19 protein-coding genes and 1 pseudogene are annotated in these 23764 nt (G+C 64.0%); 11 read left to right on the top strand and 9 right to left on the bottom strand.

Going from position 1 to position 23764, the window contains the following annotated elements:
* Positions 1 to 137 precede the first annotated feature (137 nt).
* The 8 genes from phaZ to LPB260_RS07440 all read right to left on the bottom strand — a co-directional run bounded on the left by phaZ (position 138) and on the right by LPB260_RS07440 (position 10447).
* Positions 138 to 995 (bottom strand): poly(3-hydroxyalkanoate) depolymerase, encoded by an 858-nt coding sequence (gene phaZ / locus LPB260_RS07405; RefSeq protein WP_208708054.1) that lies wholly within the window; start codon positions 993 to 995, stop codon positions 138 to 140.
* A 156-nt stretch (positions 996 to 1151) separates the two neighbouring features.
* Positions 1152 to 2831 carry a class II poly(R)-hydroxyalkanoic acid synthase gene (gene phaC, locus LPB260_RS07410; RefSeq protein ID WP_208708055.1) on the bottom strand — a complete coding sequence of 560 codons (1680 nt, stop codon included), beginning with the start codon at positions 2829 to 2831 and terminating at the stop codon, positions 1152 to 1154.
* 363 nt (positions 2832 to 3194) lie between these two features.
* Positions 3195 to 3569 carry a gamma-butyrobetaine hydroxylase-like domain-containing protein gene (locus LPB260_RS07415; RefSeq protein ID WP_208708056.1) on the bottom strand — a complete coding sequence of 125 codons (375 nt, stop codon included), beginning with the start codon at positions 3567 to 3569 and terminating at the stop codon, positions 3195 to 3197.
* 54 nt (positions 3570 to 3623) lie between these two features.
* A complete protein-coding gene (gene hslU, locus LPB260_RS07420; RefSeq protein ID WP_208708057.1) occupies positions 3624 to 4964 on the bottom strand; it encodes an HslU--HslV peptidase ATPase subunit in 1341 nt (446 codons plus the stop codon).
* Between the two features lie 26 nt (positions 4965 to 4990).
* The gene (gene hslV / locus LPB260_RS07425) at positions 4991 to 5524 is read right to left on the bottom strand and encodes an ATP-dependent protease subunit HslV (protein ID WP_208708058.1); all 534 of its coding nucleotides are present in this window, start codon (positions 5522 to 5524) and stop codon (positions 4991 to 4993) included.
* A gap of 168 nt (positions 5525 to 5692) precedes the next feature.
* Positions 5693 to 6379: an SPOR domain-containing protein gene (locus tag LPB260_RS07430; RefSeq protein WP_208708059.1), complete on the bottom strand. Its 687-nt coding sequence runs from the start codon at positions 6377 to 6379 to the stop codon at positions 5693 to 5695.
* On the bottom strand, positions 6380 to 8122 hold the full coding sequence (argS, locus tag LPB260_RS07435; protein ID WP_208708060.1) for an arginine--tRNA ligase: 1743 nt from the start codon (positions 8120 to 8122) through the stop codon (positions 6380 to 6382).
* Between the two features lie 105 nt (positions 8123 to 8227).
* Positions 8228 to 10447 carry a primosomal protein N' gene (locus LPB260_RS07440; RefSeq protein WP_208708061.1) on the bottom strand — a complete coding sequence of 740 codons (2220 nt, stop codon included), beginning with the start codon at positions 10445 to 10447 and terminating at the stop codon, positions 8228 to 8230.
* A gap of 168 nt (positions 10448 to 10615) precedes the next feature.
* Here LPB260_RS07440 and rpmE point away from each other — a divergent pair, with 168 nt between their 5' ends.
* The 4 genes from rpmE to LPB260_RS07460 all read left to right on the top strand — a co-directional run bounded on the left by rpmE (position 10616) and on the right by LPB260_RS07460 (position 14465).
* Positions 10616 to 10831 carry a 50S ribosomal protein L31 gene (gene rpmE / locus LPB260_RS07445; protein WP_208708062.1) on the top strand — a complete coding sequence of 72 codons (216 nt, stop codon included), beginning with the start codon at positions 10616 to 10618 and terminating at the stop codon, positions 10829 to 10831.
* A 62-nt stretch (positions 10832 to 10893) separates the two neighbouring features.
* Entirely contained in the window at positions 10894 to 11658 is a 765-nt protein-coding gene (locus LPB260_RS07450) for a thermonuclease family protein (protein ID WP_371926117.1), read from the top strand.
* On the top strand, positions 11655 to 13094 hold the full coding sequence (locus LPB260_RS07455) for a M48 family metalloprotease (protein WP_208708064.1): 1440 nt from the start codon (positions 11655 to 11657) through the stop codon (positions 13092 to 13094). Before LPB260_RS07450 ends, LPB260_RS07455 begins: the two co-directional genes overlap by 4 nt.
* 102 nt (positions 13095 to 13196) lie before the next feature.
* Positions 13197 to 14465, top strand: a complete 1269-nt coding sequence (locus LPB260_RS07460) for a malic enzyme-like NAD(P)-binding protein (RefSeq protein ID WP_208708065.1) — start codon at positions 13197 to 13199, stop codon at positions 14463 to 14465.
* Between the two features lie 95 nt (positions 14466 to 14560).
* Here the strand turns inward: LPB260_RS07460 and LPB260_RS07465 are convergent, their stop codons facing one another.
* Positions 14561 to 16987, bottom strand: coding sequence for a penicillin-binding protein 1A (locus LPB260_RS07465; protein ID WP_371926118.1), 2427 nt, complete (start codon positions 16985 to 16987; stop codon positions 14561 to 14563).
* A gap of 184 nt (positions 16988 to 17171) precedes the next feature.
* Here LPB260_RS07465 and LPB260_RS07470 point away from each other — a divergent pair, with 184 nt between their 5' ends.
* From LPB260_RS07470 to aroB, 7 genes and pseudogenes are all read left to right on the top strand, one after another.
* A complete protein-coding gene (locus tag LPB260_RS07470; RefSeq protein WP_208708067.1) occupies positions 17172 to 18236 on the top strand; it encodes a pilus assembly protein PilM in 1065 nt (354 codons plus the stop codon).
* A complete protein-coding gene (gene pilN / locus LPB260_RS07475; protein ID WP_208708068.1) occupies positions 18236 to 18808 on the top strand; it encodes a PilN domain-containing protein in 573 nt (190 codons plus the stop codon). Before LPB260_RS07470 ends, pilN begins: the two co-directional genes overlap by 1 nt.
* Complete coding sequence (gene pilO / locus LPB260_RS07480; RefSeq protein WP_208708069.1) at positions 18805 to 19428, top strand: type 4a pilus biogenesis protein PilO; 624 nt, start codon at positions 18805 to 18807, stop codon at positions 19426 to 19428. The genes pilN and pilO overlap by 4 nt, the downstream gene beginning before the upstream one ends.
* Positions 19425 to 19949 (top strand): type 4a pilus biogenesis lipoprotein PilP, encoded by a 525-nt coding sequence (pilP, locus tag LPB260_RS07485; RefSeq protein ID WP_371926119.1) that lies wholly within the window; start codon positions 19425 to 19427, stop codon positions 19947 to 19949. The genes pilO and pilP overlap by 4 nt, the downstream gene beginning before the upstream one ends.
* Positions 19950 to 20003: 54 nt before the next feature.
* Positions 20004 to 22082, top strand: coding sequence for a type IV pilus secretin PilQ (gene pilQ / locus LPB260_RS07490; protein ID WP_208708070.1), 2079 nt, complete (start codon positions 20004 to 20006; stop codon positions 22080 to 22082).
* A 3-nt stretch (positions 22083 to 22085) separates the two neighbouring features.
* On the top strand, positions 22086 to 22604 hold the full coding sequence (gene aroK / locus LPB260_RS07495) for a shikimate kinase AroK (RefSeq protein WP_208708071.1): 519 nt from the start codon (positions 22086 to 22088) through the stop codon (positions 22602 to 22604).
* A gap of 51 nt (positions 22605 to 22655) precedes the next feature.
* Positions 22656 to 23761: pseudogene (gene aroB, locus LPB260_RS07500) on the top strand (3-dehydroquinate synthase).
* Positions 23762 to 23764: the final 3 nt, after the last annotated feature.

Below are 23764 nucleotides of genomic sequence, written 5' to 3' on the forward strand. Positions count from 1 at the left end.
TGCTCGCAGCAAGGCCTGTACCAAGGCGCGCAAATGGCAGCGCGCAGCGCCGCTGCCGGGTTAGTGTTATTAGCCTGAGCCCTCTGTTGGGTCAAGTGGCTGAGTGCCGCACTGCGCTGGTGCGGCAGCCTGCCCGCTCACTGGCCGCGCGCACTGCTCGGATGCGGGTGCATCACGGCGCGCTGCCGTTCTTCTTCGAGAAACTTCATGATGGTCGGCGCCACTGCCTCGGCACGGGTCACCAGGAACAGGTGGCCATCGTCGATCACGTGCAGCTCCGAGTTGGGGATGCGCCAGGCCAGCAAGCGCATGTTGATCAAGGGAATCAACGGGTCGTCGTCCCCCGCCATCACCAGCGTGGGTTGGCGAATCTTGTGCAGCCAGTGGATGCTGGTCCAGCCGAGGCCGGCGAACAGCTGCCAGTAGTAGCCCATCTTGCCGCCCGAGCGCACCTTGCTGGCATGGGCCAGGGCTAGCTTGGGATCGCGGCGGAAGGCGCCTCCATAGATGTCCGGGGCGATCTGCACGCCGTAGGACGGCTGGATGTAGCGCCGCGGGCTGGCCATGCGCCAGAGCACCTTGGGTTTGCCCGGCACCATCACCGCGCCGGCCGAGGTGGCGGCGAGGATCAGCTTCTTGCAGCGTTCCGGGTAGTCGTGGGCAAATTGTTGCGCCAGCGCGCCACCCCAGGACACGCCGATGGCGTTGACCTGGCCGTAGTCGAGGTAATCGAGCATGCGCGCGGCCAGTTTGGCCAAGCCAGGGAAGCGATAGGGCGTGCTGGGGGTGGAGGAGCCGCCCACCCCCGGCACGTCGAAGGCGATCACTTCCAGGTCCGGGTCGAGGGCGCGGACGAAGGGCATGACCAGCTCCAGGTTGGCGCCGATGCCGTTGAAAATCAGCAGGGGCGTCAGCTTGCCGTTGCCCGGGCGAACGGCGGTACGCAGGGTCTGGCCGTCCAGCTCGATGGTGCGAAATACGAAAGGTAGCGACATGCGCAAGGGCCCTATCAATTAAAACGCTGGGTCATACCTTCCAGGTCGTGCCCAGATCCACCAGGGCGAAACCTGGTTCGCCCACCCGGCCATAGTGGTCGGATGGACGAGCGGCACGTCCGGTGCCGCGGGCAGCGCCGCGCAGTGCGCAGGCGATCAACGCTCGTGAACGTAAGTACCCGGAGCCGCTTCGCCGGGGGCGTGTTTCTTGTTGCCCAGGTGGGTGGGCGCTTTCTTCTTCTCGCCCGAGCGCTCGGCCAGCCAGTTCTGCCAGTGCAGCCACCAGGAATCGGTGTGCTTGGTCGAGCTCTCCTGCCAGTCCTTCGGGTCCTGGGGCATTTCCGTGTTGGTCATGTAGCGCGCCTTGGGGTTGCCAGGCGGGTTGAGAATGCTCTGGATATGCCCGCTGTTGGACAGCACGAACTCCACCTTGCCGCCGAACAGGTTGGCCGACTTGTAGCAGGACTCCCAGGGCGTGATGTGGTCGGTGGTGCCGGCGACGCAGTACAGGTCGGCAGTGATCTGCTTGAGGTCGATCGGCGTGCCGCAGACCTCCAGGGCGCCGGGGCGGATCAGCGGGTTGGTCTTGAACATCTCGATGAACTCGCCATGCAGGGCGGCCGGCAGGCGGGTGGTGTCGTTGTTCCAGTAGAGGATGTCGAACACCGGTGGCTCATTGCCGAGCAGGTAGTTGTTGACCCAGTAGTTCCAGATCAGGTCGTTGGGCCGCATCCAGGCGAACACCTTGGCCATGTCGCTGCCTTCCAGCACGCCGGCCTGGTAGGAGCGCCGCTTGGCCGCTTCCAGGCTCTTCTCGTCGGCGAACAGGGCGACGTCGGTCTCCAGGCGGTTGTCCAGCACGCTGACCAGCAGGGTCAGGGCGTTGACCTTGTGCTCGCCGAGGGCGGCGTAGTGGCCCAGCAGGGAGGTGGTGGTCAGGCCGCCGGAGCAGGCGCCGAGCATGTTCACGTCCTTGCTGCCGGTGACGGCCGTGACCACGTCGATGGCTTCCTTGAGCGCCTCGATATAGCTGGTCAGGCCCCATTCGCGGTGGGCCTTGGTCGGGTTGCGCCAGCTGATCACGAAGGTCTGCACGCCGTTGCGCAGGAGGAAGCGGGCCACGCTCTTCTCCGGCGACAGGTCGAACACGTAGAACTTGTTGATCTGCGGCGGCACCACCAGCAGCGGGCGCTCATGCACCTGCTCGGTGATCGGCCTGTACTGGATCAGCTCCAGCACCTCGTTGCGGAAGATCACCGCGCCGTCGGTGGTGGCCAGGTTCTTGCCGACCTCGAAGGCGTTCATGTTGACCTGGCTGGGCATGCCGCCGTTGTTGACGATGTCCTTGGCCAGGTGCGAGAGGCCGTCCAGCAGGCTCTTGCCGCCGGTCTCGAAGAAGCGCTTGACCGCGGCCGGGTTGGCCATGCCGTTGCTCGGGGCCATGGCCTCGGTCATCAGGTTGATGACGAAGTGGCTGCGGCTGGCGTCCTGTTCGGACAGGTCGCTTTCCTCGACCCAGTCGTGCAGTTCCTTGCGCCAGGCCAGGTAGGTCTGCAGGTAGCGCTTGTACAGCGGGTTCTGGCTCCAGGCCGGGTCGGTGAAGCGGCGGTCGCCGGCCTCGGGGGCGAGCTCGGACTGGCCGAACAGCACGTTCTTCAGCTCCAGGCCGAAGTGGGCCACGTGCTTGGCGCTGTGCAGGGGCTGCTTGATGGCTTGGGTGAGCACGGTACGCGCCGAGCTCAACAGATCCTTGCCGCGAATGCCGATTACCGGACTCAGGCCGAGGGTGTTCTCGGAGGCTTGATTCTTCAGGTCATCACTGGGTTTATCTGTCATCAACGACGCTCCATTGTCCTGAGGCGAATACCGGCGTACTGCTGTGCACGGAGACACGAGGCCAAGGGGCCAGGTATTGCTCGGGTTACCTAAGGCGGACTATTCCGCGATTTTGTTGCATTTGCCGGTTCGGCAAATGCAGGGAACCTGCCAGCTCCCTGGTTACCCGAGTTTTTATATTTGCGCAAGCAGGCTGCGATTCGGGCCGAATATGCAGGGAGTATGCCGGGAAGGATTAGAAAATGCGCTCTAACCGGGCGGATAGGTAGGGTGCCGCCGGCAGCGGCGGCGGGTTTGTGCGAGGCGCTATTGAGGCGGGGCGAGCGGGACGTGGGCCCGGCAGGTGCCGGGCCCTGCTGCGTTCTACAGCATCAGTTTGACCACGGACTCGTCCGGGTCGCGGGTCTTGCCAGCGGCGGCCAGGGCGGCCAGGTACTCGGCCCAGAGGGCGTCCTGCTGGGTGGCCAGGCGGTACAGGTAGTCCCAGGTGTACAGGCCGCTGTCATGGCCATCGTCGAAGCACAGTTTCAGGGCGTAATTGCCCGCCGGCTCGAGGCGGCTGAGGCCGACGTGCAGCTTGCCGGTCTGCAGGATCGGCGTGCCGTGACCCTGCACCTCGGCCGAGGGCGAGTGCACGCGCAGGAACTCGGCGGAGAGGGTGTAGCTGTCCTGGCCGTATTTCAGGGTCAGGGTCTTCGAGGCTTTGTGCAGCTCTATGGCGCTGGGGATCTGGGTCATGGTCGTCGACTGCGGCGCCGCCCGGAGAGGCTCCGGGCGGTTTGGGTGGCTGGTCTAGAGAATATAGCGCGACAGGTCTTCGTCCTCGGCCAGTTCGCCGAGGTGACCGTTGACGTAGGCCGCATCGATGATGATCGGCGCGTCCTCTTGCTTGGACGCCAGGTCGCCGGCGCTGAAGGAGACTTCTTCCAGCAGGCGCTCGAGCAGGGTGTGCAGGCGCCGCGCACCGATGTTCTCGGTCTTCTCGTTGACCTGCCAGGCGATCTCGGCGAGGCGCTTGATGCCGTCGGCGGCGAACTCGATGTTCAGCCCTTCGGTATTGAGCAGCGCGGCGTACTGTTCGGTCAGCGAGGCGTGGGGCTCGGTGAGGATGCGCTCGAAGTCCTCGGGGCTGAGGGCCTTGAGTTCCACACGGATCGGCAGGCGGCCCTGCAGTTCGGGCACCAGGTCGCTGGGCTTGCTCAGGTGGAAGGCGCCGGAGGCGATGAACAGGATGTGATCGGTCTTGACCATGCCCAGCTTGGTGTTGACCGTGCAGCCCTCGATCAGCGGCAGCAGGTCGCGCTGCACGCCCTCGCGGGACACGTCGGCGCCACCGGTGTTGCCACGCTTGGCGACCTTGTCGATCTCGTCGATGAAGACGATGCCGTTCTGCTCCACCGCCTCCAGGGCGCGGGCCTTGAGTTCCTCCTCGTTGACGAGGCGCGCGGCTTCCTCGTCGCGCACCAGCTTGAGGGCTTCCTTGACCTTGAGCTTGCGGCTCTTCTTCTTGCCCTTGCCCAGGTTGGAGAAAAGGCTCTGCAGCTGGTTGGTCATCTCCTCCATGCCTGGCGGGGTCATGATCTCGATGCCGGCGGCGGACTCGGCCACCTCGATTTCGATGTCCTTGTCGTCCAGCTGGCCTTCGCGCAGGCGCTTGCGGAACAGCTGGCGGGTGTTGGAGTCGCCGCTCGGCACCGGGTCCTCGTTGAAGCCGGTGCGCGCCGGTGGCAACAGGGCGTCGAGGATGCGCTCCTCGGCGGCGTCTTCGGCTCGGTGGCGGACCTTGGTCATTTCCTGCTCGCGCAGCATCTTCACCGCAGCATCGGCCAGGTCGCGGATGATCGACTCGACGTCGCGGCCGACATAGCCGACCTCGGTGAACTTGGTCGCCTCGACCTTGATGAACGGGGCGTTGGCCAGCTTGGCCAGGCGGCGGGCGATCTCGGTCTTGCCGACCCCGGTCGGGCCGATCATCAGGATGTTCTTCGGGGTGACTTCGGCGCGCAGCTCGGCCGGCAGCTGCATGCGCCGCCAGCGGTTGCGCAGGGCGATGGCCACGGCGCGCTTGGCATCGTCCTGGCCGATGATGTGGCGGCTGAGCTCGTGGACGATCTCGCGAGGGGTCATGGACATGGTACGGCTCCTGAACGGACGGCGGCTCAGATGGCCGAGTCCAGTTCCTCGATGGTCAGATTCTGGTTGGTGAACACGCAAATGGACCCGGCGATGTTCAGCGCGGTCTCGGCGACCTCGCGGGCGCTCATTTCCTCGGTGTGCTGCAGCAGGGCCATGGCCGCGGCCTGGGCATAGCCGCCGCCGGAGCCCATGGCGATCAGGCCGTGCTCGGGCTCGACCACGTCGCCGGTGCCGGTGATGATCAGCGAGGCGTCCTTGTTGGCCACCGCCAGCATGGCCTCCAGGCGGCTGAGCGAGCGGTCGGTGCGCCAGTCCTTGGCCAGCTCGACGGCGGCGCGGATCAGGTGGCCCTGGTGCTTTTCCAGCTTGCCCTCGAAGCGTTCGAACAGGGTGAAGGCGTCCGCGGTGGCACCGGCGAAGCCGGCCAGCACCTGGCCGTGGTAGAGGCGCCGGACTTTCTTGGCGTTGCCTTTCATCACGGTGTTGCCGAGGGAAACCTGGCCGTCGCCGCCCATGACGACTTTGCCGTGGCGGCGCACTGAAACGATGGTGGTCAAGGGGAGAGTCTCCACGCAGCGGGGCGAAAATGCCCAATGCAGACTCAGATGGGGTGGCGTGTGGCGCTTTTCAACCGACGCTGGGCGATTCTCGGCCGAATGGCCGTGGCCCGGCTGTAACAGCGGATTACCGCGGCCCCGTCGCGGGCGAGGCGGGGCCCGCGACGCTCAGCGCACCTGGCGCTGCTGCAGCAGCAGGTTGCTGAAGCCGTTGGCGGCCATGGCCTTCTGCGACTGGGCCAGCTGCTGGCGGTCGGCGAAGGGGCCGATCAGCACCCGGTGCCAGACTTCCTCGCGCACCGTGCCGGATTCCACGCGCACGTTCTGGCCGAGCAGGATGATCTGCGCGCGCAGGCTTTCCGCGTCGTCCTTGCGGCGGAACGAGCCGGCCTGGAGGAAGAACTGGGTGGTCAGTGGGGCCTGGGCGACCACCGGCGGCGGAGGCGGCACCTCGCCGTTGAGCGCCGCCTCGGCGCGCGCGGCGTCGATCTTGGCCGCTTCCTCGGCGCTCACCGGCTTCTGTTCGGCCGCTGGCGCCGGCTGCTCCAGGGCCTGGGGCGGCACTATGACCTCCGACTCGGGCAGCAGGGTATAGAAGTCGTACTTGGGCTTGGCCGGCTCGGCCTTGCCCGGTTTGTCCTGGGCCGGCTTGCCGCCCTGCTTGCCGCTGGCCTGCGCGGCCTTGTCGCGCTTGATCTCGTCGCGGCCGGGCTCGAGGCTGAACAGGAACGTCATGAAGCCGCCGATCGCCAAACCGCAGGCCAGCCAGATCCAGGCCGGCACCGGTTTCTTCGCCGGCGCCTTGTAGCGGCTGGCGCCGCGCTTGGCGGCCGGCTTCTTGCGGGCGGCGGCCACTTACATGCGCTCCAGGGTTTCCAGGCCGAGCAGTTGCAGGCCCTGCTGCAGGGTGCGGCCGGTCAGCGCCGCCAGGCGCAGGCGGCTCTGCTGGGTGGCCTGGTCCGCGGCGGCGAGGATCGGGCAGTTCTCGTAGAAGCTGGAGAACAGACCGGCCAGGTCGTACAGGTAGGTGCACAGCACGTGCGGGGTACCCTTGTCCGCGACGTTGTTCAGCACCTCGCCGAACTGCGCCAGCTTGGCCGCCAGGGCCTGCTCCTGCTCGGCCACCAGGCTGATCTGGCCGCCGATCTCGTCGATGCCCTTGCCCAGCTTGCGGAACACGCTGGCCACCCGGGTGTAGGCGTACAGCAGGTAGGGCGCGGTGTTGCCCTCGAAGCTGAGCATCTGCTCGAAGTTGAAGCTGTAGTCGCTGGTGCGGTGCTTGGACAGGTCGGCGTACTTCACCGCGCCGATACCCACCGAGCGGGCGATCTGCCGCAGTTCGGCCTCGTCCAGTTCCGGGTTCTTGCCCTTGACCAGGGCGTAGGCGCGTTGCTCGGCTTCGTCGAGCAGGTCGATCAGCTTCACCGTGCCGCCGTCGCGGGTCTTGAACGGACGACCGTCGGCGCCGTTCATGGTGCCGAAGCCCATGTGTTCCAGCTCCATGGCCGGATCGACGAAGCCGGCGCGGCGCGCCACCTCGAAGGCCATCTGGAAGTGCAGGGCCTGGCGCTGGTCGACGAAGTACAGGGCGCGGTCGGCCTTCAGCACCTGGCTGCGAAAGCGCATGGCGGCCAGGTCGGTGGTCGAGTAGAGGTAGCCGCCGCCGGCCTTCTGCACGATCACCGGCAGCGGGTTGCCTTCGGCGTTCTTGAACTCCTCGAGGAACACGCACTGGGCGCCGTTGTCCTCGGTCAGCAGGCCCTTGTCGCGCAGGGCCTGGACGATGCCCGGCAGCTCGGCGTTATAGGCGCTCTCGCCCTTGACGTCGGCCTTGCTCAGCTTGACGCCGAGACGGTCGTAGACCTCCTGGGCGTGACCGAGGGACAGGTCGTTGAACTGGTTCCACAGGCGCAGGCATTCGCCGTCGCCGGCCTGCAGCTGGACCACCAGCTGGCGGGCGCGGTCGGCGAACTCGGGCGACTCGTCGAAGCGCTTCTTCGCTGCGCGGTAGAAGGTCTCGAGGTCCGCCAGCTCGGGCGAGCTGAAGCCCTTGGGCTGCTCCATCACATAAGCCAGCAGCATGCCGAACTGGGTGCCCCAGTCGCCGACGTGGTTCTGCCGGATCACCTCGTCGCCGAGGAACTCGAGGACCCGCGCCACGCCGTCGCCGATGATGGTCGAGCGCAGGTGGCCGACGTGCATCTCCTTGGCCAGGTTGGGCGAGGACAGGTCGACCACCACGCGCTGCGCCGAGCCGGCCTTGCGCACGCCGAGGCGCGCGTCGGCCAGCGCCGCCTCCAGGCGCCCGGCCAGGGCGTCGCTGTTCTGGAAGAAGTTGAGGAAGCCCGGGCCGGCGATCTCCACCTTGCTGATCTGCGGGTCGGCCGGCAGCGCGGCGATCAGCTTCTCGGCCAGCTCGCGCGGCTTCATGGCCGCCGGCTTGGCCAGCATCAGGGCGATGTTGCTGGCGAAGTCGCCGTGGCTCTTGTCCTTGGTGTTCTCCACCTGGATCGCCGGGCTCAGGCCTTCGGGCAGCACGCCTTCGGTGGTCAGGCGGGTCAGGGCTTGCTGGATCAGGTGGCGAATGCTGTCTTTCATGGTCTGCTCGTCCGGCCGCGTGGGGCGGCGGCGCCCTGGGGCGCTGGTTGAAAACTGCGCATTATCCGTGGCCCATCCGGGCTTGCCAACCGCTGTCGTCTTTGATCAGAACAGATCGATCGGGTCGACATCCAGCGACCAGCGCACGGCGCGGCCGCTGGGCATCTGCTCCAGCGCCGCCAGCCAGCTGTGCAGCAGGCGGTGCAGCGGTGCCCTGGCGCTGCTCTGCAGCAGCAATTGGGCGCGGTAGCGGCCGGCGCGGCGCTCCATCGGCGCCGGCACCGGGCCGAGCAGTTCGATGCCGTCCAGTTGCAGCTCGTTCACCAGCAGTTCGGCCTCGTGGCACGCCTCGTCGAGGAAGCCCTCGGCCTGCCCCGGCTTGTGCGCCTCGGCGCGCAGCAGGGCCAGGTGGCAGAAGGGCGGCAGGCCGGCGTCGCGGCGCTCGCTCAGCGCCTGCTCGGCGAAGGCGAAGTAACCCTGCTCGGTCAGCTGCACCAATAAAGGGTGGTCGGCCAGGTGGCTCTGGATGATCACCTTGCCCGCTTCCTCGGCGCGGCCGGCGCGACCGGCGACCTGGACGATCAGCTGGGCCATGCGTTCGCTGGCGCGGAAGTCCGCGGAGAACAGGCCGCCGTCGGCATCGAGGATCGCCACCAGGGTGACGCGGGGGAAGTGATGGCCCTTGGCGAGCATCTGGGTGCCGACCAGGATGCACGGCTCGCCGCGCTGGATGGTGTTGAACAGCGTGTTCATGGCCTCCTTGCGCGCCGTGCTGTCGCGGTCCACGCGCAGCACCGGTACCTGGGGGAAGAGGATCGCCAGGCGCTCCTCGGCGCGCTCGGTGCCGGCGCCGACCGGGCGCAGGTCGAGCTTCTGGCATTTCGGGCAGTGACTGGGGCGGCGTTCGACGTGGCCGCAATGGTGGCAGCGCAGTTCGTTGGAGCGCTGGTGCACGGTCATTCGCGCATCGCAGCGCGGGCACTCGGAGAGCCAGCCGCAGTCGTGGCACAGCAGGGTCGGGGCGAAGCCGCGGCGGTTGAGGAACACCAGCACCTGCTGGCCGGCCGCCAGGGTCTGGCGGATGGCCTGCTGCATCGGGCCGGAGATGCCCGAGTCCAGCGGCAGGCTTTTCACATCCAGGCGCAGGAAACGCGGAGGCTGGGCGCCGCCGGCGCGCCGCTCGAGGCGCAGCAGCTGGTAGCGACCGCTGTTGGCATTGTGCAGGCTTTCCAGCGAGGGGGTGGCCGAGCCGAGCAGGATCGGCACGTTCTCCTGGCGGGCGCGCACCAGGGCCAGGTCGCGGGCGTGGTAGCGCAGGCCCTCCTGCTGTTTATAGGAGGCGTCGTGTTCCTCGTCGATGATGATCAGCCCCGGGCGCTGCATCGGCGTGAACAGCGCCGAGCGGGTGCCGATGATGATGTCGGCCTCGCCGTCGCGCGCCGCCAGCCAGGCGTCCAGGCGCTCGCGGTCGTTGACCGCCGAGTGCAGCAGGGCGATGCGTGCATTGAAGCGCCGCTCGAAGCGCGCCAGGGTCTGTGGGCCGAGGTTGATCTCCGGGATCAGCACCAGAGCCTGCTTGCCGGCCTCCAGGGTGGCGCGGATCAGTTGCAGGTAGACCTCGGTCTTGCCGCTGCCGGTCACTCCGGCCAGGAGAAAGGCGCCGAAGCGGCCGAAGCCGGCGCGCACCGCACGCTCGGCGACCTGCTGCTCGGCGTTAAGCGGCAGCTCGGGCTGCGCCAGCCAGCTGGCGTGCCGCTCGCGGGCGGCGTGGCGGCGCACCTCGATGCGCACCAGGCCCTTCTCCCGCAGCAGCTCGAGGCTGTCCTTGTTCAGCTGCAGCTGGCTGAGCAGCTGGTGGGCGACCCCGTGGGGGTGCTGGGCGATGACCTTCAGCGCCTGTCGCTGGCGCGGCGCCCGGACCAGGCGCGGATCGTCCGGCTGGGCGCCTTCGCTGAGCAGCCAGAAGCGCTCCTGGCGGGCCTCGGCGGGCTCGCCCTGGCGCAGCAGCACCGGCAGCGCCCAACTGAGGGTGTCGCCGAGGCTGTGTTGGTAGTACTGCGCCGTCCACAGGCACAGGCGAAACAGCGCCGGTGGCAGCGGCGGTTGGCTGTCGAGCAGCGCCAGGGCCGGCTTGAGCTTGTCCGCCGGCACCTCGCTGTGGTCGCACACCTCGATCAGGATGCCGATCAGCTCGCGGCGGCCGAACGGTACGCGCAGGCGCATGCCCGGTTGCAAGGCTGCGCGCGGCACGCCGGGGGGCGCGCGGTAGTCGAACAGGCGGCGCAGCGGTGACGGCAGGGCGAGGCGCAGAATGGCGTCGGGCACGCAGAGGCTCCAGGCAAGGGTGCGGCGATCTTAGCATGGGCGCGCGCGACGGCCGGCAGGGGCCCTGGCTTGCATCGGGTTGTCGGTCTGGTATCATCCGCGACCTATTTCCGTGCGGTATCCAACAATAGTGTTGGGTGGCGGCACGTCAGCCCCGAGGAATGCACCATGAAAGCCGATATCCACCCGAACTACGAAGCAATCACCGCTACCTGCAGCTGTGGCAACGTGATCGAAACTCGCTCCACCCTGGCCAAGCCGCTGAGCCTGGACGTGTGCAACGAGTGCCACCCGTTCTACACCGGCAAGCAGAAGATGCTGGATACCGGCGGCCGTGTTGACCGCTTCAAGCAGCGCTTCGGCATGTTCGGCGCCAGCAAGTAAGCAGGCGACCCGCGAGGAAGAGCCGCTTGGCTGGTTCCGCGCTACTGAGAAAGGCGTCCCTTGTGGGCGCCTTTTTCGTTTGTGCAGTGTTCCAGGCCCCGGTGCAGGCGTTGTGCCCGCCGGCGGGGCCGTTGCAGGTCGCCGAGGTGCAGCGGGTGGTGGATGGCGACACCCTGCGCCTGCTGGACGGCCGCAGCGTGCGCCTGATCGGCCTGAACAGCCCCGAGTTGGGGCGCCAGGGGCGTTCCGCCGAGGCGTTCGCCGAGACAGCCAGGCGGCGCCTCGTCGAACTGGTGGCGGCCAGCGACGGGCGTGTCGGCCTGCGCCTGGGGCGCGAAGCCCGGGACCGTTATGGGCGCGTACTGGCCCATGCCTACGACGCCCGGGGGCATAATTTAGAGGCGCAGTTGTTGGCCGAGGGGCTCGGTTACCTGGTGGCGATTCCGCCCAATCTGGCGCTGCTGGAGTGCCAGCGTGCCGCCGAGCGTGCCGCGCGCGGCGCCCGTGCCGGATTGTGGCGGCGCGAGCCGCTGCTGTCGCCGCAGCAGCTCGCGCGCAGCGGCTTTGCCCTGGTGCGCGGGCGGGTCGAGCGGGTCGAGCGCAACGGCGGTGGCGTCTGGCTGGAGCTGGACGGCCCCCTGGTGCTGCGCGTGGCGCCCTCGGCCCTGCGCTATTTCGACTCCCAGCGCCTGCAAGGCCTGGTCGGGCAGCGGGTCGAGGCCCGCGGCTGGGTGGTTGACCGCCAACGGCGCGGCGGCGTAAAACCAGGACAGGCCCGTTGGCTCTTGCCGCTGAGCCATGAGGCGATGCTGGAGGTGGTGCGATGAAGCTGCGTTGCGTGCTTGTGCTGCTGGGGCTGCTGCAGCTCGTGGGGTGTGCGGTCAATCCCGCGACCGGGCGCAGTGACTTCGTGATGATGAGCGAGGCTCAGGAGCTGGAACTGGGTCGGCGCTACAATCAGCAGATTCTCAAGCAGTACCCGCGCTACCCCGACGAACAGCTGCAAGCCTACGTCCAGCAGGTCGGCGAGCGTGTCGCCCGGCACAGCCATCGCAGCCAGCTCAACTACCAGTTCACCGTGGTGGACAGCCCCGACATCAATGCCTTCGCCGTGCCGGGCGGCTACATCTATATACACCGTGGGCTGCTGGCCTATCTCAACTCGGAAGCCGAGCTGGCAGCCGTGCTGGGGCATGAGGTGGGGCACGTCACCGCGCGCCACAGCGTGCAGCAGCAGAGTCAGTCGAGCGCCTGGAACATCCTCGGCCAGGCGGTGGCGATCGGCACCGGTATCGGTGCCGCCGGCGACCTGGCCAATGTCCTCGGCGGGGCCTTCGTCCGCGGTTACGGCCGCGACATGGAGCTCGAGGCCGATGGTCTCGGGGCGCAGTATCTGGCGCGCAGCGGCTACGATCCGCAGGCGATGATCGAGGTGGTCAAGGTGCTCAAGGCGCAGGAGGATTTCGCCCGCGATCAGGCCGCCCAACGTGGCCAGTCCAGTCCGCCGAGCGGCTACCACGGGGTGTTCGACACCCATCCGGACAATGACCGGCGCCTGCGGCAGGTGCTGGGCCCGGCCCGGGCGCTGGCAACGGGGCAGCAGGAGGTCAATCGCGAGACTTTTCTCAAGCGCCTCGACGGTCTGCCGTTCGGTGATTCGGCGGCCACTGGGGTGCGCCGGGGGCAGCGTTTCTACCATGGCGAACTGGGCATCACCCTGGGCTTTCCCGATGGCTGGAGCCTCATCAATCGCGCGGATGCGCTGATCGGCCACTCCGTCGACCAGCAGGCATTCATCGCCATGACCCTGGAAGGCAATCCCAGGGGCCTGAGTGCCAGGCAGCTGCTGCGTCAGCGCGTCGGCGGCCAGCCCCTCGCGGCGGAGCGCGAGCTGCGGCAGGCCGGCTTGTCGGGATACAGCGCGATCATTCCCGGCAGCGCCCCGCGGCGCGTCGCGGCACTGCTGCACGGCGAGCGAGCCTACCTGTTCGTCGCCGCCGTGCGCGGGAGTGCCTCGCTGGAAAGCCAGGATGCCCGCTTTCTCGAGGTGATCGGCAGCTTTCGGCCGATCACGGCCGCCGAACGCAGGCTGGCCGAGCCGCTGCGCCTGGATATCGTCACGGTGAAACAAGGACAGACCATGGCCGAGCTGGCCAGGCGCAGCAAGCTGCCGGGGGATGCCGAGGCCAGCCTTCGTTTGCTCAACAACTTCTACCCGGTGGGCGAGCCGCGTCCCGGTGATCGCGTCAAGGTCGTGCATTAGCGCACTGTCGTCAGGCTGACCTGACGGTCTTGTGCCCTTGTATACAAGTTGCGTATCCTCGCACGCCAGCCTGTTCAACAGCCAAAAAGCGGAAATGCCACTATGTCTGATCTGAAAACTGCCGCTCTCGAGTATCACGCCCAACCCCGCCCCGGGAAACTGAGTGTCGAGCTGACCAAGCCCACCGCTACCGCCCGCGACCTGTCGCTGGCCTACAGCCCGGGCGTCGCCGAGCCGGTGCGTGAGATCGCCCGAGATCCCGAGCTTGCCTACCGCTACACCGGCAAGGGCAACCTGGTGGCTGTCATTTCCGACGGTACCGCGATTCTCGGCCTGGGTGACCTCGGCCCGCTGGCGTCCAAGCCGGTCATGGAAGGCAAGGGTGTGCTGTTCAAGCGTTTCGCCGGCATTGACGTGTTCGACATCGAAGTCGATTCGGAAAGCCCGCAGGCCTTCATCGATACCGTCAAGCGCATTTCCATCACTTTCGGCGGCATCAACCTGGAAGACATCAAGGCACCCGAATGCTTCGAGATCGAGCGTGCGTTGATCGAGCAGTGCGATATTCCGGTGTTCCACGATGACCAGCACGGCACCGCGATCGTTACCGCGGCCGGTATGCTCAACGCCCTGGAGATCGCCGGCAAGAATCTGGAAGAGGCGAAGATCGTCTGCCTCGGTGCCGGTGCCGCGGCGGTTTCCTGCATGAAGCTGCTGGTGAGCATGGGCGCCAAGGTCGAGAACATCTACATGATCGACCGCAAGGGCGTGATCCACGCCGGCCGCGACGACCTGAACCAGTACAAGGCCGTATTCGCCACCGAAACCGACAAGCGCACCCTGGCCGATGCCCTGGAGGGTGCCGATGTGTTCGTCGGCCTGTCCGGCGCCAACCTGCTGAGCCAGGACGATCTCAAGCGCATGGCGGCCAACCCCATCGTGTTCGCCTGCTCCAACCCCGATCCGGAGATCAAGCCGGAGCTGGCCCATGAGGCGCGTAACGACGTGATCATGGCCACCGGTCGTTCGGATTACCCGAACCAGGTCAACAACGTGCTGGGCTTCCCCTTCATCTTCCGCGGTGCGCTGGACGTTCGCGCCACGCGCATCAACGAGGAAATGAAGATCGCCGCCGCCCTGGCCCTGCGCGACCTGGCCAAGCTGCCGGTACCGCAGGAAGTCTGTGACGCCTACGGCGGCATTAGCCTGGAGTTCGGTCGCGAGTACATCATTCCGAAGCCGATGGACCCGCGCCTGATCACCCTGGTGTGCGATGCGGTGGCCAAGGCCGCCATCGAGAGCGGTGTGGCGACCCTGCCCTACCCGAAGCACTACCCGCTGCAGTCGGTGGATGACGTGTTCAACGGCTAAGGCCGGCGCAATAAAAAAACCCGCTTCGGCGGGTTTTTTGTTTTCGGCTTCAAGGTGGCGGGCGCTTCGGGCCGAAGCGCACCACCTCCGGGTGTTTAGAACAGGTCCAGCGGCGCCACTTCGTCTGCGGGCAGCGGGCTGCCGGGAATACCCAGCCCCGGATCGAGCTCGCTCATCGGCGGCGGCGAGTCCTCGCTCTTGAAGACCTCGAAGTAGGCATCCGGCGTGCCGGGCAGGGCCGTACGGCCACTGTGTGGATCAATGCGCAGGGTCAGCAGCCCGCTGGGTTCCACCGGCGGGTGGCTGGGCTTGTCCTTGAGAGCTTCGCCCATGTAGCTCATCCAGATCGGCAGGGCGACGGTGCCGCCGTACTCGTGGCGCCCGAGACTTTCCGGCTGGTCGAAGCCGGTCCAGACCGTGGTCACATAGTCGGCGTTGTAACCGGAGAACCAGCTGTCCTTGGACTCGTTGGTGGTGCCGGTCTTGCCGGCCAGGTCGTCGCGGCCCAGGGCCATGGCCCGCCGCCCGGTGCCGCGTCTGATCACATCCTGCAGCATGCTGGTCATGATGTAGGCGGTGCGTTCGTCGATGATCTGCTCGGCGACCACGGGCTCGCTGGGATTGGATGGCGTGGCGTTCGCGTGGGCGGTGGTGATCAGGCCGTCCTCGTTCGGCTTCGCCTCGCCGGCTTGCGCGCTCGGTACGCTCGGCGGGTTGGCGATGAACAGTGGCTGGCCCTGGCGGTCCTCGATGCGCTCGATCAGGTAGGGCTGGATCTTGTAGCCGCCGTTGGCGAAGGCCGTCCAGCCGGTGGCCACCTCGAGGGGCGTCAAATTCGCCGTGCCCAGGGCCAGCGACAGGTTGCGCGGCAAATCCTGCTTGTTGAAACCGAAGCGGCTGACGTAGTCCAGGGCCTGCTCGATGCCGATGGCCTGCAGCAGGCGGATCGACACCAGGTTGCGCGACTTGTACAGGGCCTCGCGCAGGCGAATCGGGCCGAGGAAGGTGTTGTTGTCGTTCTTCGGCCGCCACACCTGATCCAGGTAGTCGTCGACGAACACGATCGGCGCATCGTTGACCAGGCTGGCGGCGGTGTAGCCGCTGTCCAGTGCGGCGCTGTAGATAAACGGCTTGAAGCTCGAGCCCGGTTGGCGCTTGGCCTGCGCCGCGCGGTTGTAGTTGCTTTGCTCGAAGGAGAAGCCGCCGACCAGGGCACGAATGGCGCCGTTGCGCGGGTCGAGCGAGACCAGCGCGCCCTGCGCCGCGGGGAGCTGGACGAAGCGCAGGCTGCCGTTCTCCTGGCGCTGCACGCGCACCAGGTCGCCCACCTGGACCACGTCTGCCGGCTGCTTCGGTCGCGGGCCCAGGCTGTTGGTGTTGAGGAACGGGCGCGCCCATTTCATGCTGTCCCAGGCGACCGCTTCTTCCGCGCCGCTGCGGGTGAGGACGAGGATGCCACTGGCTTCGACCTGGGTGACGATGACCGGCTCGAGGCCGCCCAGGGAGCTCTGCTTGGCCAGTTCCCCCAGCCAGGTCTGCTGGGTCATGCCGGGCAGCCGGCTCTCCGGTCCACGATAGCCATGGCGTTGATCGTAGTCGATCAGGCCCTCGCGCACCGCCCGATTGGCCGTGGCCTGCAGATCGCTCGGCACCGTGGTGGTGACATTGAAACCCTCGGTGTAGGCATCGCTGCCGAAGCGCCCGACCATCTCCGCGCGGGCCATTTCCGCCACGTAGGGGGCGGCGACTTCCGGGGTGGGGACGTGGTGGCTGGCGTCGATCGGCTCGGCCAGCGCCTGTTCATAGCGCTGCTGATCGATCCGGCCGAGCAGGCGCATGCGCCCGAGAATCCAGTCGCGGCGCTCCTGGGCGCGGGTCGGGTTGACCAGCGGATTGAAGCGCGAGGGGGCTTTCGGCAGGCCGGCGATCATCGCCATCTGCGCCAGGCTCAGCTCGCGAATCGATTTGCCGTAGTAGACCTGGGCTGCGGCTTCGATGCCGTATGCCCGATTGCCGAGGTAGATCTTGTTGACGTAGAGCTCGAGGATCTCGTCCTTGCTCAGCTCGCGTTCGATCTGCAGCGCCAGGAGAATCTCGTTGATCTTGCGCGAGAAGCTCCGCTCGCTGGTGAGGAAGAAGTTCTTCGCCACCTGCATGGTGATGGTGCTGCCGCCGGTCTGGATGTGCCCGCTTTTCAATATTTGCGTGGCAGCGCGCAACAGGCTGGTCACGTCGACGCCATAATGATTCGCAAAGTTGTCGTCTTCGGCGGCGAGCAAGGCGTTGGTGAAGTCCGCCGGGATGTCCGCGAAGGCGATGGGCGAGCGGCGCATCTCGCCGAATTCCGCAATCAGCTTGGCATCGCTGCTGTAGACGCGCAGTGGGATCTGCAGCTGAATGCTGCGCAGCGACTCGACGGACGGGAGGCTCGGGCTAAGATAGAGGAACGCGCCGCTCAAACTGAGTAACAGCCCGCAAAAGACGGCGACACAAGACCAGCAGAAAAACTTCAGCAGACGCATCAAGATTCTTGGATTTCCAGATAAAAGAACGAGTTAAGCGGAAGGCGGAGTCAAAAGGGGAAAACTGTTCACATTATAAGCGTTTTTTTTCCTGGGGAGCCATTTGCGCTTCTGTCAAGACTGTTATTTAATGTGAAAAAACATAAATAGTCCGTAAGTCGCGGATGCCAATAGGAAATCGGTCGTGCTAGGGCTCTTCAATAAGAATGCGAATACGCTGCTGGGGATCGATATCAGCTCGACCTCGGTCAAGCTCCTCGAATTGAGTCGCTCCGGAAGCCGCTACAAGGTAGAGGCTTACGCAGTCGAGCCGCTCCCGCCAAATGCTGTGGTCGAGAAGAACATCGCCGAGCTGGAGGGTGTCGGTCAGGCGCTTTCCCGTGTGCTCAGCAAGGCCAAGACCGGCGTGAAGTCGGTGGCCGTTGCGGTGGCCGGCTCGGCGGTGATCACCAAGACCATCGAGATGGAGGCGGGGCTCTCCGACGATGAGCTGGAAAACCAGCTGAAGATCGAGGCTGATCAGTACATCCCTTATCCGCTTGAGGAAGTGGCCATCGACTTCGAGGTGCAGGGCGTTTCGCCAAGAAATCCCGAGCGTGTCGAAGTGCTGCTGGCGGCTTGCCGCAAGGAGAACGTCGAGGTCCGCGAGGCGGCGTTGGCCCTGTCTGGACTGACGGCCAAGGTCGTGGATGTCGAAGCCTATGCGCTGGAGCGGGCTTACGGCTTGCTTGCCGAGCAGCTGGGCAGCGGCCAGGAGGAGTTGACCGTGGCCGTGGTCGATATCGGCGCGACGATGACGACCCTCAGCGTGCTGCACAACGGCCGCACCATCTATACCCGCGAGCAGTTGTTCGGTGGCAAGCAGCTGACCGAGGAGATCCAGCGGCGCTACGGTCTATCCGTGGAGGAGGCGGGGCTCGCGAAGAAGCAGGGCGGCCTGCCAGACGACTATGACAGCGAGGTGTTGCAGCCGTTCAAGGAAGCGGTCGTGCAGCAGGTGTCGCGTTCGTTGCAGTTCTTCTTCGCGGCGGGTCAGTTCAACGATGTCGATTACATCCTGCTTGCGGGTGGCACGGCTTCCATTCCGGATCTGGACCGCCTGATCCAGCAGAAGATCGGCACTCAAACGCTGGTGGCCAACCCGTTCGCCGACATGGCGCTGGGCGGCAGGGTCAATGCCGGGGCGCTGGCCAGTGATGCGCCATCGTTGATGATTGCCTGTGGGCTGGCCATGAGGAGTTTTGACTAATGGCACGGATTAACCTGCTTCCATGGCGCGAGCAATTGCGCGAGGAACGCAAGCAGCGCTTCCTGGTCGCGCTCGGCGGAGTCTTGGCGATTGCGGCCGGTATCGTGTTTCTCGGTGATCAGTATCTGAATGGGGCAATCGAGCAGCAGAATGCGCGTAATGAGTTCGTGCGCAAGGAAATTGCCGTGCTGGATGCCCGCATCAAGGAGATCAGCGAGCTGAAGACCCGACGCGAGCAATTGCTGGAGCGGATGAAGATCATTCAGGACCTGCAAGGTAATCGGCCGATCATTGGGCGAGTGTTCGATCAGCTGGTCAGGACCTTGCCGGATGGCGTGTATTTTACGGGCCTTAAGCTGACTGGAAAAAATATCGCCATTGTCGGGGCTGCGGAGTCAAACAACCGGGTCTCCAACTTGATGCGTAACTTGGATTCTTCCGAATGGCTGGAGTCTCCAAACTTGACGGAGGTCAAGGCGGTCACGGCTGGCGCGATCGATCAGGCTAACGTTTTCAAGCTGACCGTTCAGCAGACTCAGCCCGGACTTGAAGCTGAGGAGACTGTGAAATGAGCCTGAGCGAATCGTTAGAGAGCTTACGCAAAATTGATGTCAGTGATTTAGATTTTAATAATGTCGGCTCTTGGCCAGCGGCAGTAAAGTTCATTGCTGGGGTTATCTTGTTTGTGGCGGTATTGGCGCTGGGCTACAACTTCCATTTGCAGGATTTACAAGTGCAATTGGAGGGGCAGCAGGCTCAGGAGGATGTGCTCAAGCAGCAGTTCGCGACAAAGGCATTCCAGGCGGCCAACCTAGAGGCATATCGGGCGCAAATGGAAGAGATGGAGGTTTCCTTTGGGGCGCTGCTCAAGCAACTTCCAGGAGATACAGAAGTGCCGGGCTTGCTGGAGGATATAACCCGGACCGGCTTGGGCAGTGGCCTGGAGTTTGAGGAGATCAAACTTCTACCAGAGGCCGCGCAGCAATTCTATATTGAGCTGCCCATCCAGATTAAAGTGGTGGGTGCCTATCATGACCTCGCAACCTTTGTCAGTGGTGTGGCCAGTCTTCCGCGCATTGTGACTTTGCACGACTTTGAGCTGACGCCGGCTGAGACTGATAGTACATCGAAGCTACGCATGAGTATCCTTGCCAAGACATATCGTTATAACGACAAGGGGGTGCAGCCATGAAGATTATTCGTTCTGCGCTGCTTCTGCTTGTTTCGTCGTTAGCGGGTTGTGGGGCGGATAACGATTTCGGCGATTTGCAGGCATACATGGACGAGGTCCGTGCTCGGCCCAAGGGTGCAATTGAGCCGCTTCCAAAATTTCAGCCGTATGAAAGTTTTACCTACAGCGCTGCCGCATTGCGAAGTCCGTTTCAGCCGCCAATCAAGATAGATATGGCCAACCGTCAAAAGGGCTCGCAAGAAGTTAAGCCGGATGAGGCGCGGGTCAGGCAGTTTCTTGAAGGCTTCAATATCGAGGTTTTCGAGATGGTCGGTACTCTTGCGAAAGACGAAGCCGTATATGCGTTGGTGAGCGGTGCTGGTGGTGTGCACCGTGTCAAAGTCGGGGATTACCTTGGGCGCAATCACGGTCGTATTCTTGCGATTGACGAATCGAAAGTTGACGTAGTTGAAATCGTTCCAGATGGTGAGGGTGGCTGGTTGGAACGGCCGCGAAGCCTCTCCCTTAAGGAGCGCTCTTGAGGGAGCGAAGTGAGTATGAAGAAAAATAACTGGTCTGCCCAACGGAATACGATAATGAATAGCTCCCTTTCACGTATAGGTATTTCTCTGTCGGCGATGTTGCTATCGCCGGCGCTGTTGGCTGCGGACCTGCAGGCGCTTGATGTGGCGGCCCTGCCGGGTGATAGAGTTGAATTAAAGTTGACGTTCGACGAACCAGTTCTCGCACCGCGCGGGTACACGATCGAGCAGCCAGCGCGTATCGCATTGGATCTGCCCGGGGTGTCCAACAAGCTAGGGGCGAAGAATCGTGAGCTGGGTGTGGGCAATGCGCGCAGCGTTACGGTGGTCGAGGCAAAGGATCGTACGCGTCTAATCATTAATCTGACGAATCTCGCTCCTTATAGTACGCGCGTCGAGGGCTCTAATCTGTACGTGCTGGTGGGGGAGGGAGCCGGTAGAGGTTCCGTTGCTGCACAGTCAATGACTTCGGCGGCGCCTGTTGCTGTGGCTCCTGCAGCCAAGGTGTATGCGCCTCAACGAAAAGCTATTAGTGATATCGATTTTCAGCGCGGCGAGCAAGGCGAGGGTAACGTTGTAATTACCCTGTCAGATGCTTCGGTGAGCCCTGATATCCAAGAGCAGGGTGGCAAGATTCGTTTGGACTTCGCAAAGACGCAATTGCCTGAAGCTTTGCGTGTGCGCTTGGACGTAAAAGATTTTGCAACGCCAGTACAGTTTGTTAGCGCCACAGGCTCTGGCGATAGGGCGAGCATCATCATTGAGCCTAGCGGGCTCTACGATTATCTGGCTTACCAGACAGATAATAAGTTAACGCTGAGTATCAAACCCTTAACCCAAGATGAGGTCGAAAAACGCAAGACAGAGCGTTTTGCGTATACCGGAGAGAAGCTCTCGCTGAATTTTCAGGACATCGATGTGCGCTCGGTGTTGCAGTTGATTGCTGATTTTACGGATTTGAATTTGGTTGCCAGCGATACAGTGCAGGGCAATATTACCTTGCGCTTGCAGAACGTCCCTTGGGACCAGGCTCTGGATTTGGTGCTCAAAACGAAGGGGCTGGATAAACGACAGGTTGGCAACGTGTTATTGGTCGCGCCGGCAGATGAGATAGCTGCTCGTGAACGCCAGGAGCTGGAAGCCCAGAAGCAGATTGCCGAGCTAGCGCCGCTGCGTCGTGAGTTGATTCAGGTTAATTACGCGAAAGCGGCGGATATGGCTAAGTTGTTTCAGTCGGTTACTAGCGTGGAAGGAGCTCCCGATGAGCGAGGTTCTATTACGGTCGATGATAGAACCAACAGTATTATTGCGTATCAGACCCAGGATCGGCTGGATGAGTTGCGTCGAATTGTGTCTCAGCTCGATATTCCGGTTCGGCAGGTGATGATTGAAGCGCGGATTGTCGAGGCCAATGTCGATTACGATAAGGCCCTTGGTGTTGAGTGGCGCGGCGTAAGTCTCGCTGATAACAATTTTATCGTTGGGGGGCGCAACAGTCTGATCAAGGGTTCGGACCCGGTTGACTTCCAGGCGGGTACCTTTGTTGATCTAGGAGCGGCGGGAGCAAATACCGGGCTCAATTTGGGCTTTATCACCAATAATACTTTGCTGGACCTTGAGCTGTCGGCTATGGAGAAAACCGGTAATGGTGAGGTGGTGTCGCAGCCCAAGGTGGTTACCTCGGACAAGGAGACGGCCAAGATTCTGAAGGGTGCCGAAGTGCCCTATCAGGAGGCGAGCTCCAGTGGTGCGACTACTACCTCGTTCAAAGAGGCTGCGCTTTCCCTTGAGGTTACGCCTCAGATTACCCCGGACAACCGGATTATCATGGAGGTCAAAGTTACCAAGGATGCGCCTGATTTTTCTAACGCTGCGGCAAGTGGGGGCGTTCCGGCGATCAATAAGAACGAGGTCAATGCGAAAGTATTGGTGGCGGACGGCGAAACTATTGTTATCGGCGGCGTGTTCTCCAATACTCAGAGTAAGTCGGTCGACAAGGTTCCGTTGCTGGGTGATATTCCTTTCATTGGGCGCGTGTTCCGGCGAGATGTTGTAAAGGATAGTAAGTCGGAGCTGCTGGTCTTTCTCACTCCGCGTATCATGAACAATCAGGCCATATCTGTGAGCCGATAGTTTGTGAGAAATTTGATCCTCATTGGCCCGATGGGTGCCGGCAAAAGCACCATCGGGCGCTTGCTTGCCAAAGAGCTGCGTTTGCCGTTCAAGGATTCGGACAAGGAAATCGAGCAGCGCACGGGGGCCGATATTCCGTGGATTTTCGATGTCGAGGGCGAGCAAGGGTTTCGTGAGCGTGAGCAGGCGGTGATTACCGAGCTGTGCGAGGTCGATGGCATGGTGCTGGCGACCGGGGGCGGGGCGGTGTTGCGTCCGGAAAATCGCGCGGCGCTGAGGCGGGGCGGGCGCGTCGTCTACCTGCATGCCTCGGTTGTTCAGCAACTCGACCGCACTTCGCGTGATCGCAATCGGCCTTTGTTGCGCACCGCAGATCCGGCCAAGGTGCTCAGCGACCTGCTGGCGATACGCGACCCGCTGTATCGGGAAATTGCCGATGTAGTCGTGGAAACCGACGAGCGCCCGCCGCGTATGGTCGTGCAGGAAATACTGGAGCGTCTGGAGGCGTTGCCGCCCCGTTAAAGCGCGGCCTGAACTGCGCTATCCTAGGGCCCTTTTAAACTCGGGGGCTCCATGCAAACTCTTCAGGTCGATCTCGGTGAGCGCAGCTATCCCATCTATATCGGTGCCGATTTGCTGTTGCGCCCCGATTTGCTGGCACCACACATAGTCGGGCGGCAGGTCGCCATCGTCACCAACGAGACGGTGGCGCCGCTCTATCTCAATGCTCTCGAATCCGCCTTGAATGGCTATGCGCTGACCTCCATCGTCCTGCCAGACGGTGAGGCGTACAAGACCTGGGAGACCTTGCAGAAAATCTTCGATGGCCTGCTGACCGCTCGGCATGATCGGCGTACCACGGTGATCGCCCTGGGGGCGGGGTGATTGGCGATATGGCCGGCTTTGCCGCGGCCTGTTATCAGCGAGGGGTCAATTTCATTCAGGTGCCGACCACGCTGTTGTCGCAGGTGGATTCCTCGGTTGGCGGTAAGACGGGCATCAATCATCCGCTTGGCAAGAACATGGTGGGAGCCTTCTATCAGCCTCAGGCGGTGGTGATCGATACGGCCAGCCTAGCCACCCTGCCGGCTCGTGAGCTATCCGCGGGGCTGGCGGAAGTGATCAAGTACGGACTCATTTGCGACGAGCCGTTTCTTTCCTGGCTCGAGGACAATATGGCGGCGCTGAGAGCGTTGGACCAGGTGGCGCTGACCTCGGCCATCGAGCGCTCCTGTGCCGCCAAGGCGCGGGTGGTGGGGGCCGACGAGCGCGAATCGGGCGTGCGTGCCACGCTCAATCTGGGGCATACCTTCGGCCATGCCATCGAGACCCATCAAGGCTATGGCGTCTGGCTGCATGGTGAGGCTGTTGCGGCGGGCACTGTCATGGCCCTGGAGATGTCCATGCGCCTGGGCTGGATTAGCGTCGCGGACCAGAATAGGGCGATTCGGCTGTTTCAGGCCGCCGGGTTGCCGGTGGTTCCGCCGAGTAATATGCAACCCGACGACTTTATCGAGCACATGGCGGTGGACAAGAAGGTCCTCGACGGCCGCCTGCGGTTGGTCCTGCTGCGTCGCCTGGGCGAGGCGGTGGTGACCGCCGATTTTTCGCGCGAGATTTTGCATGCCACCCTCTGCGCGGATTACGCGGCGCTGGTGGATCAGTTAAAAAACCAATGAGTG

It is taken from the genome of Pseudomonas sp. LPB0260, assembly GCF_013388395.1.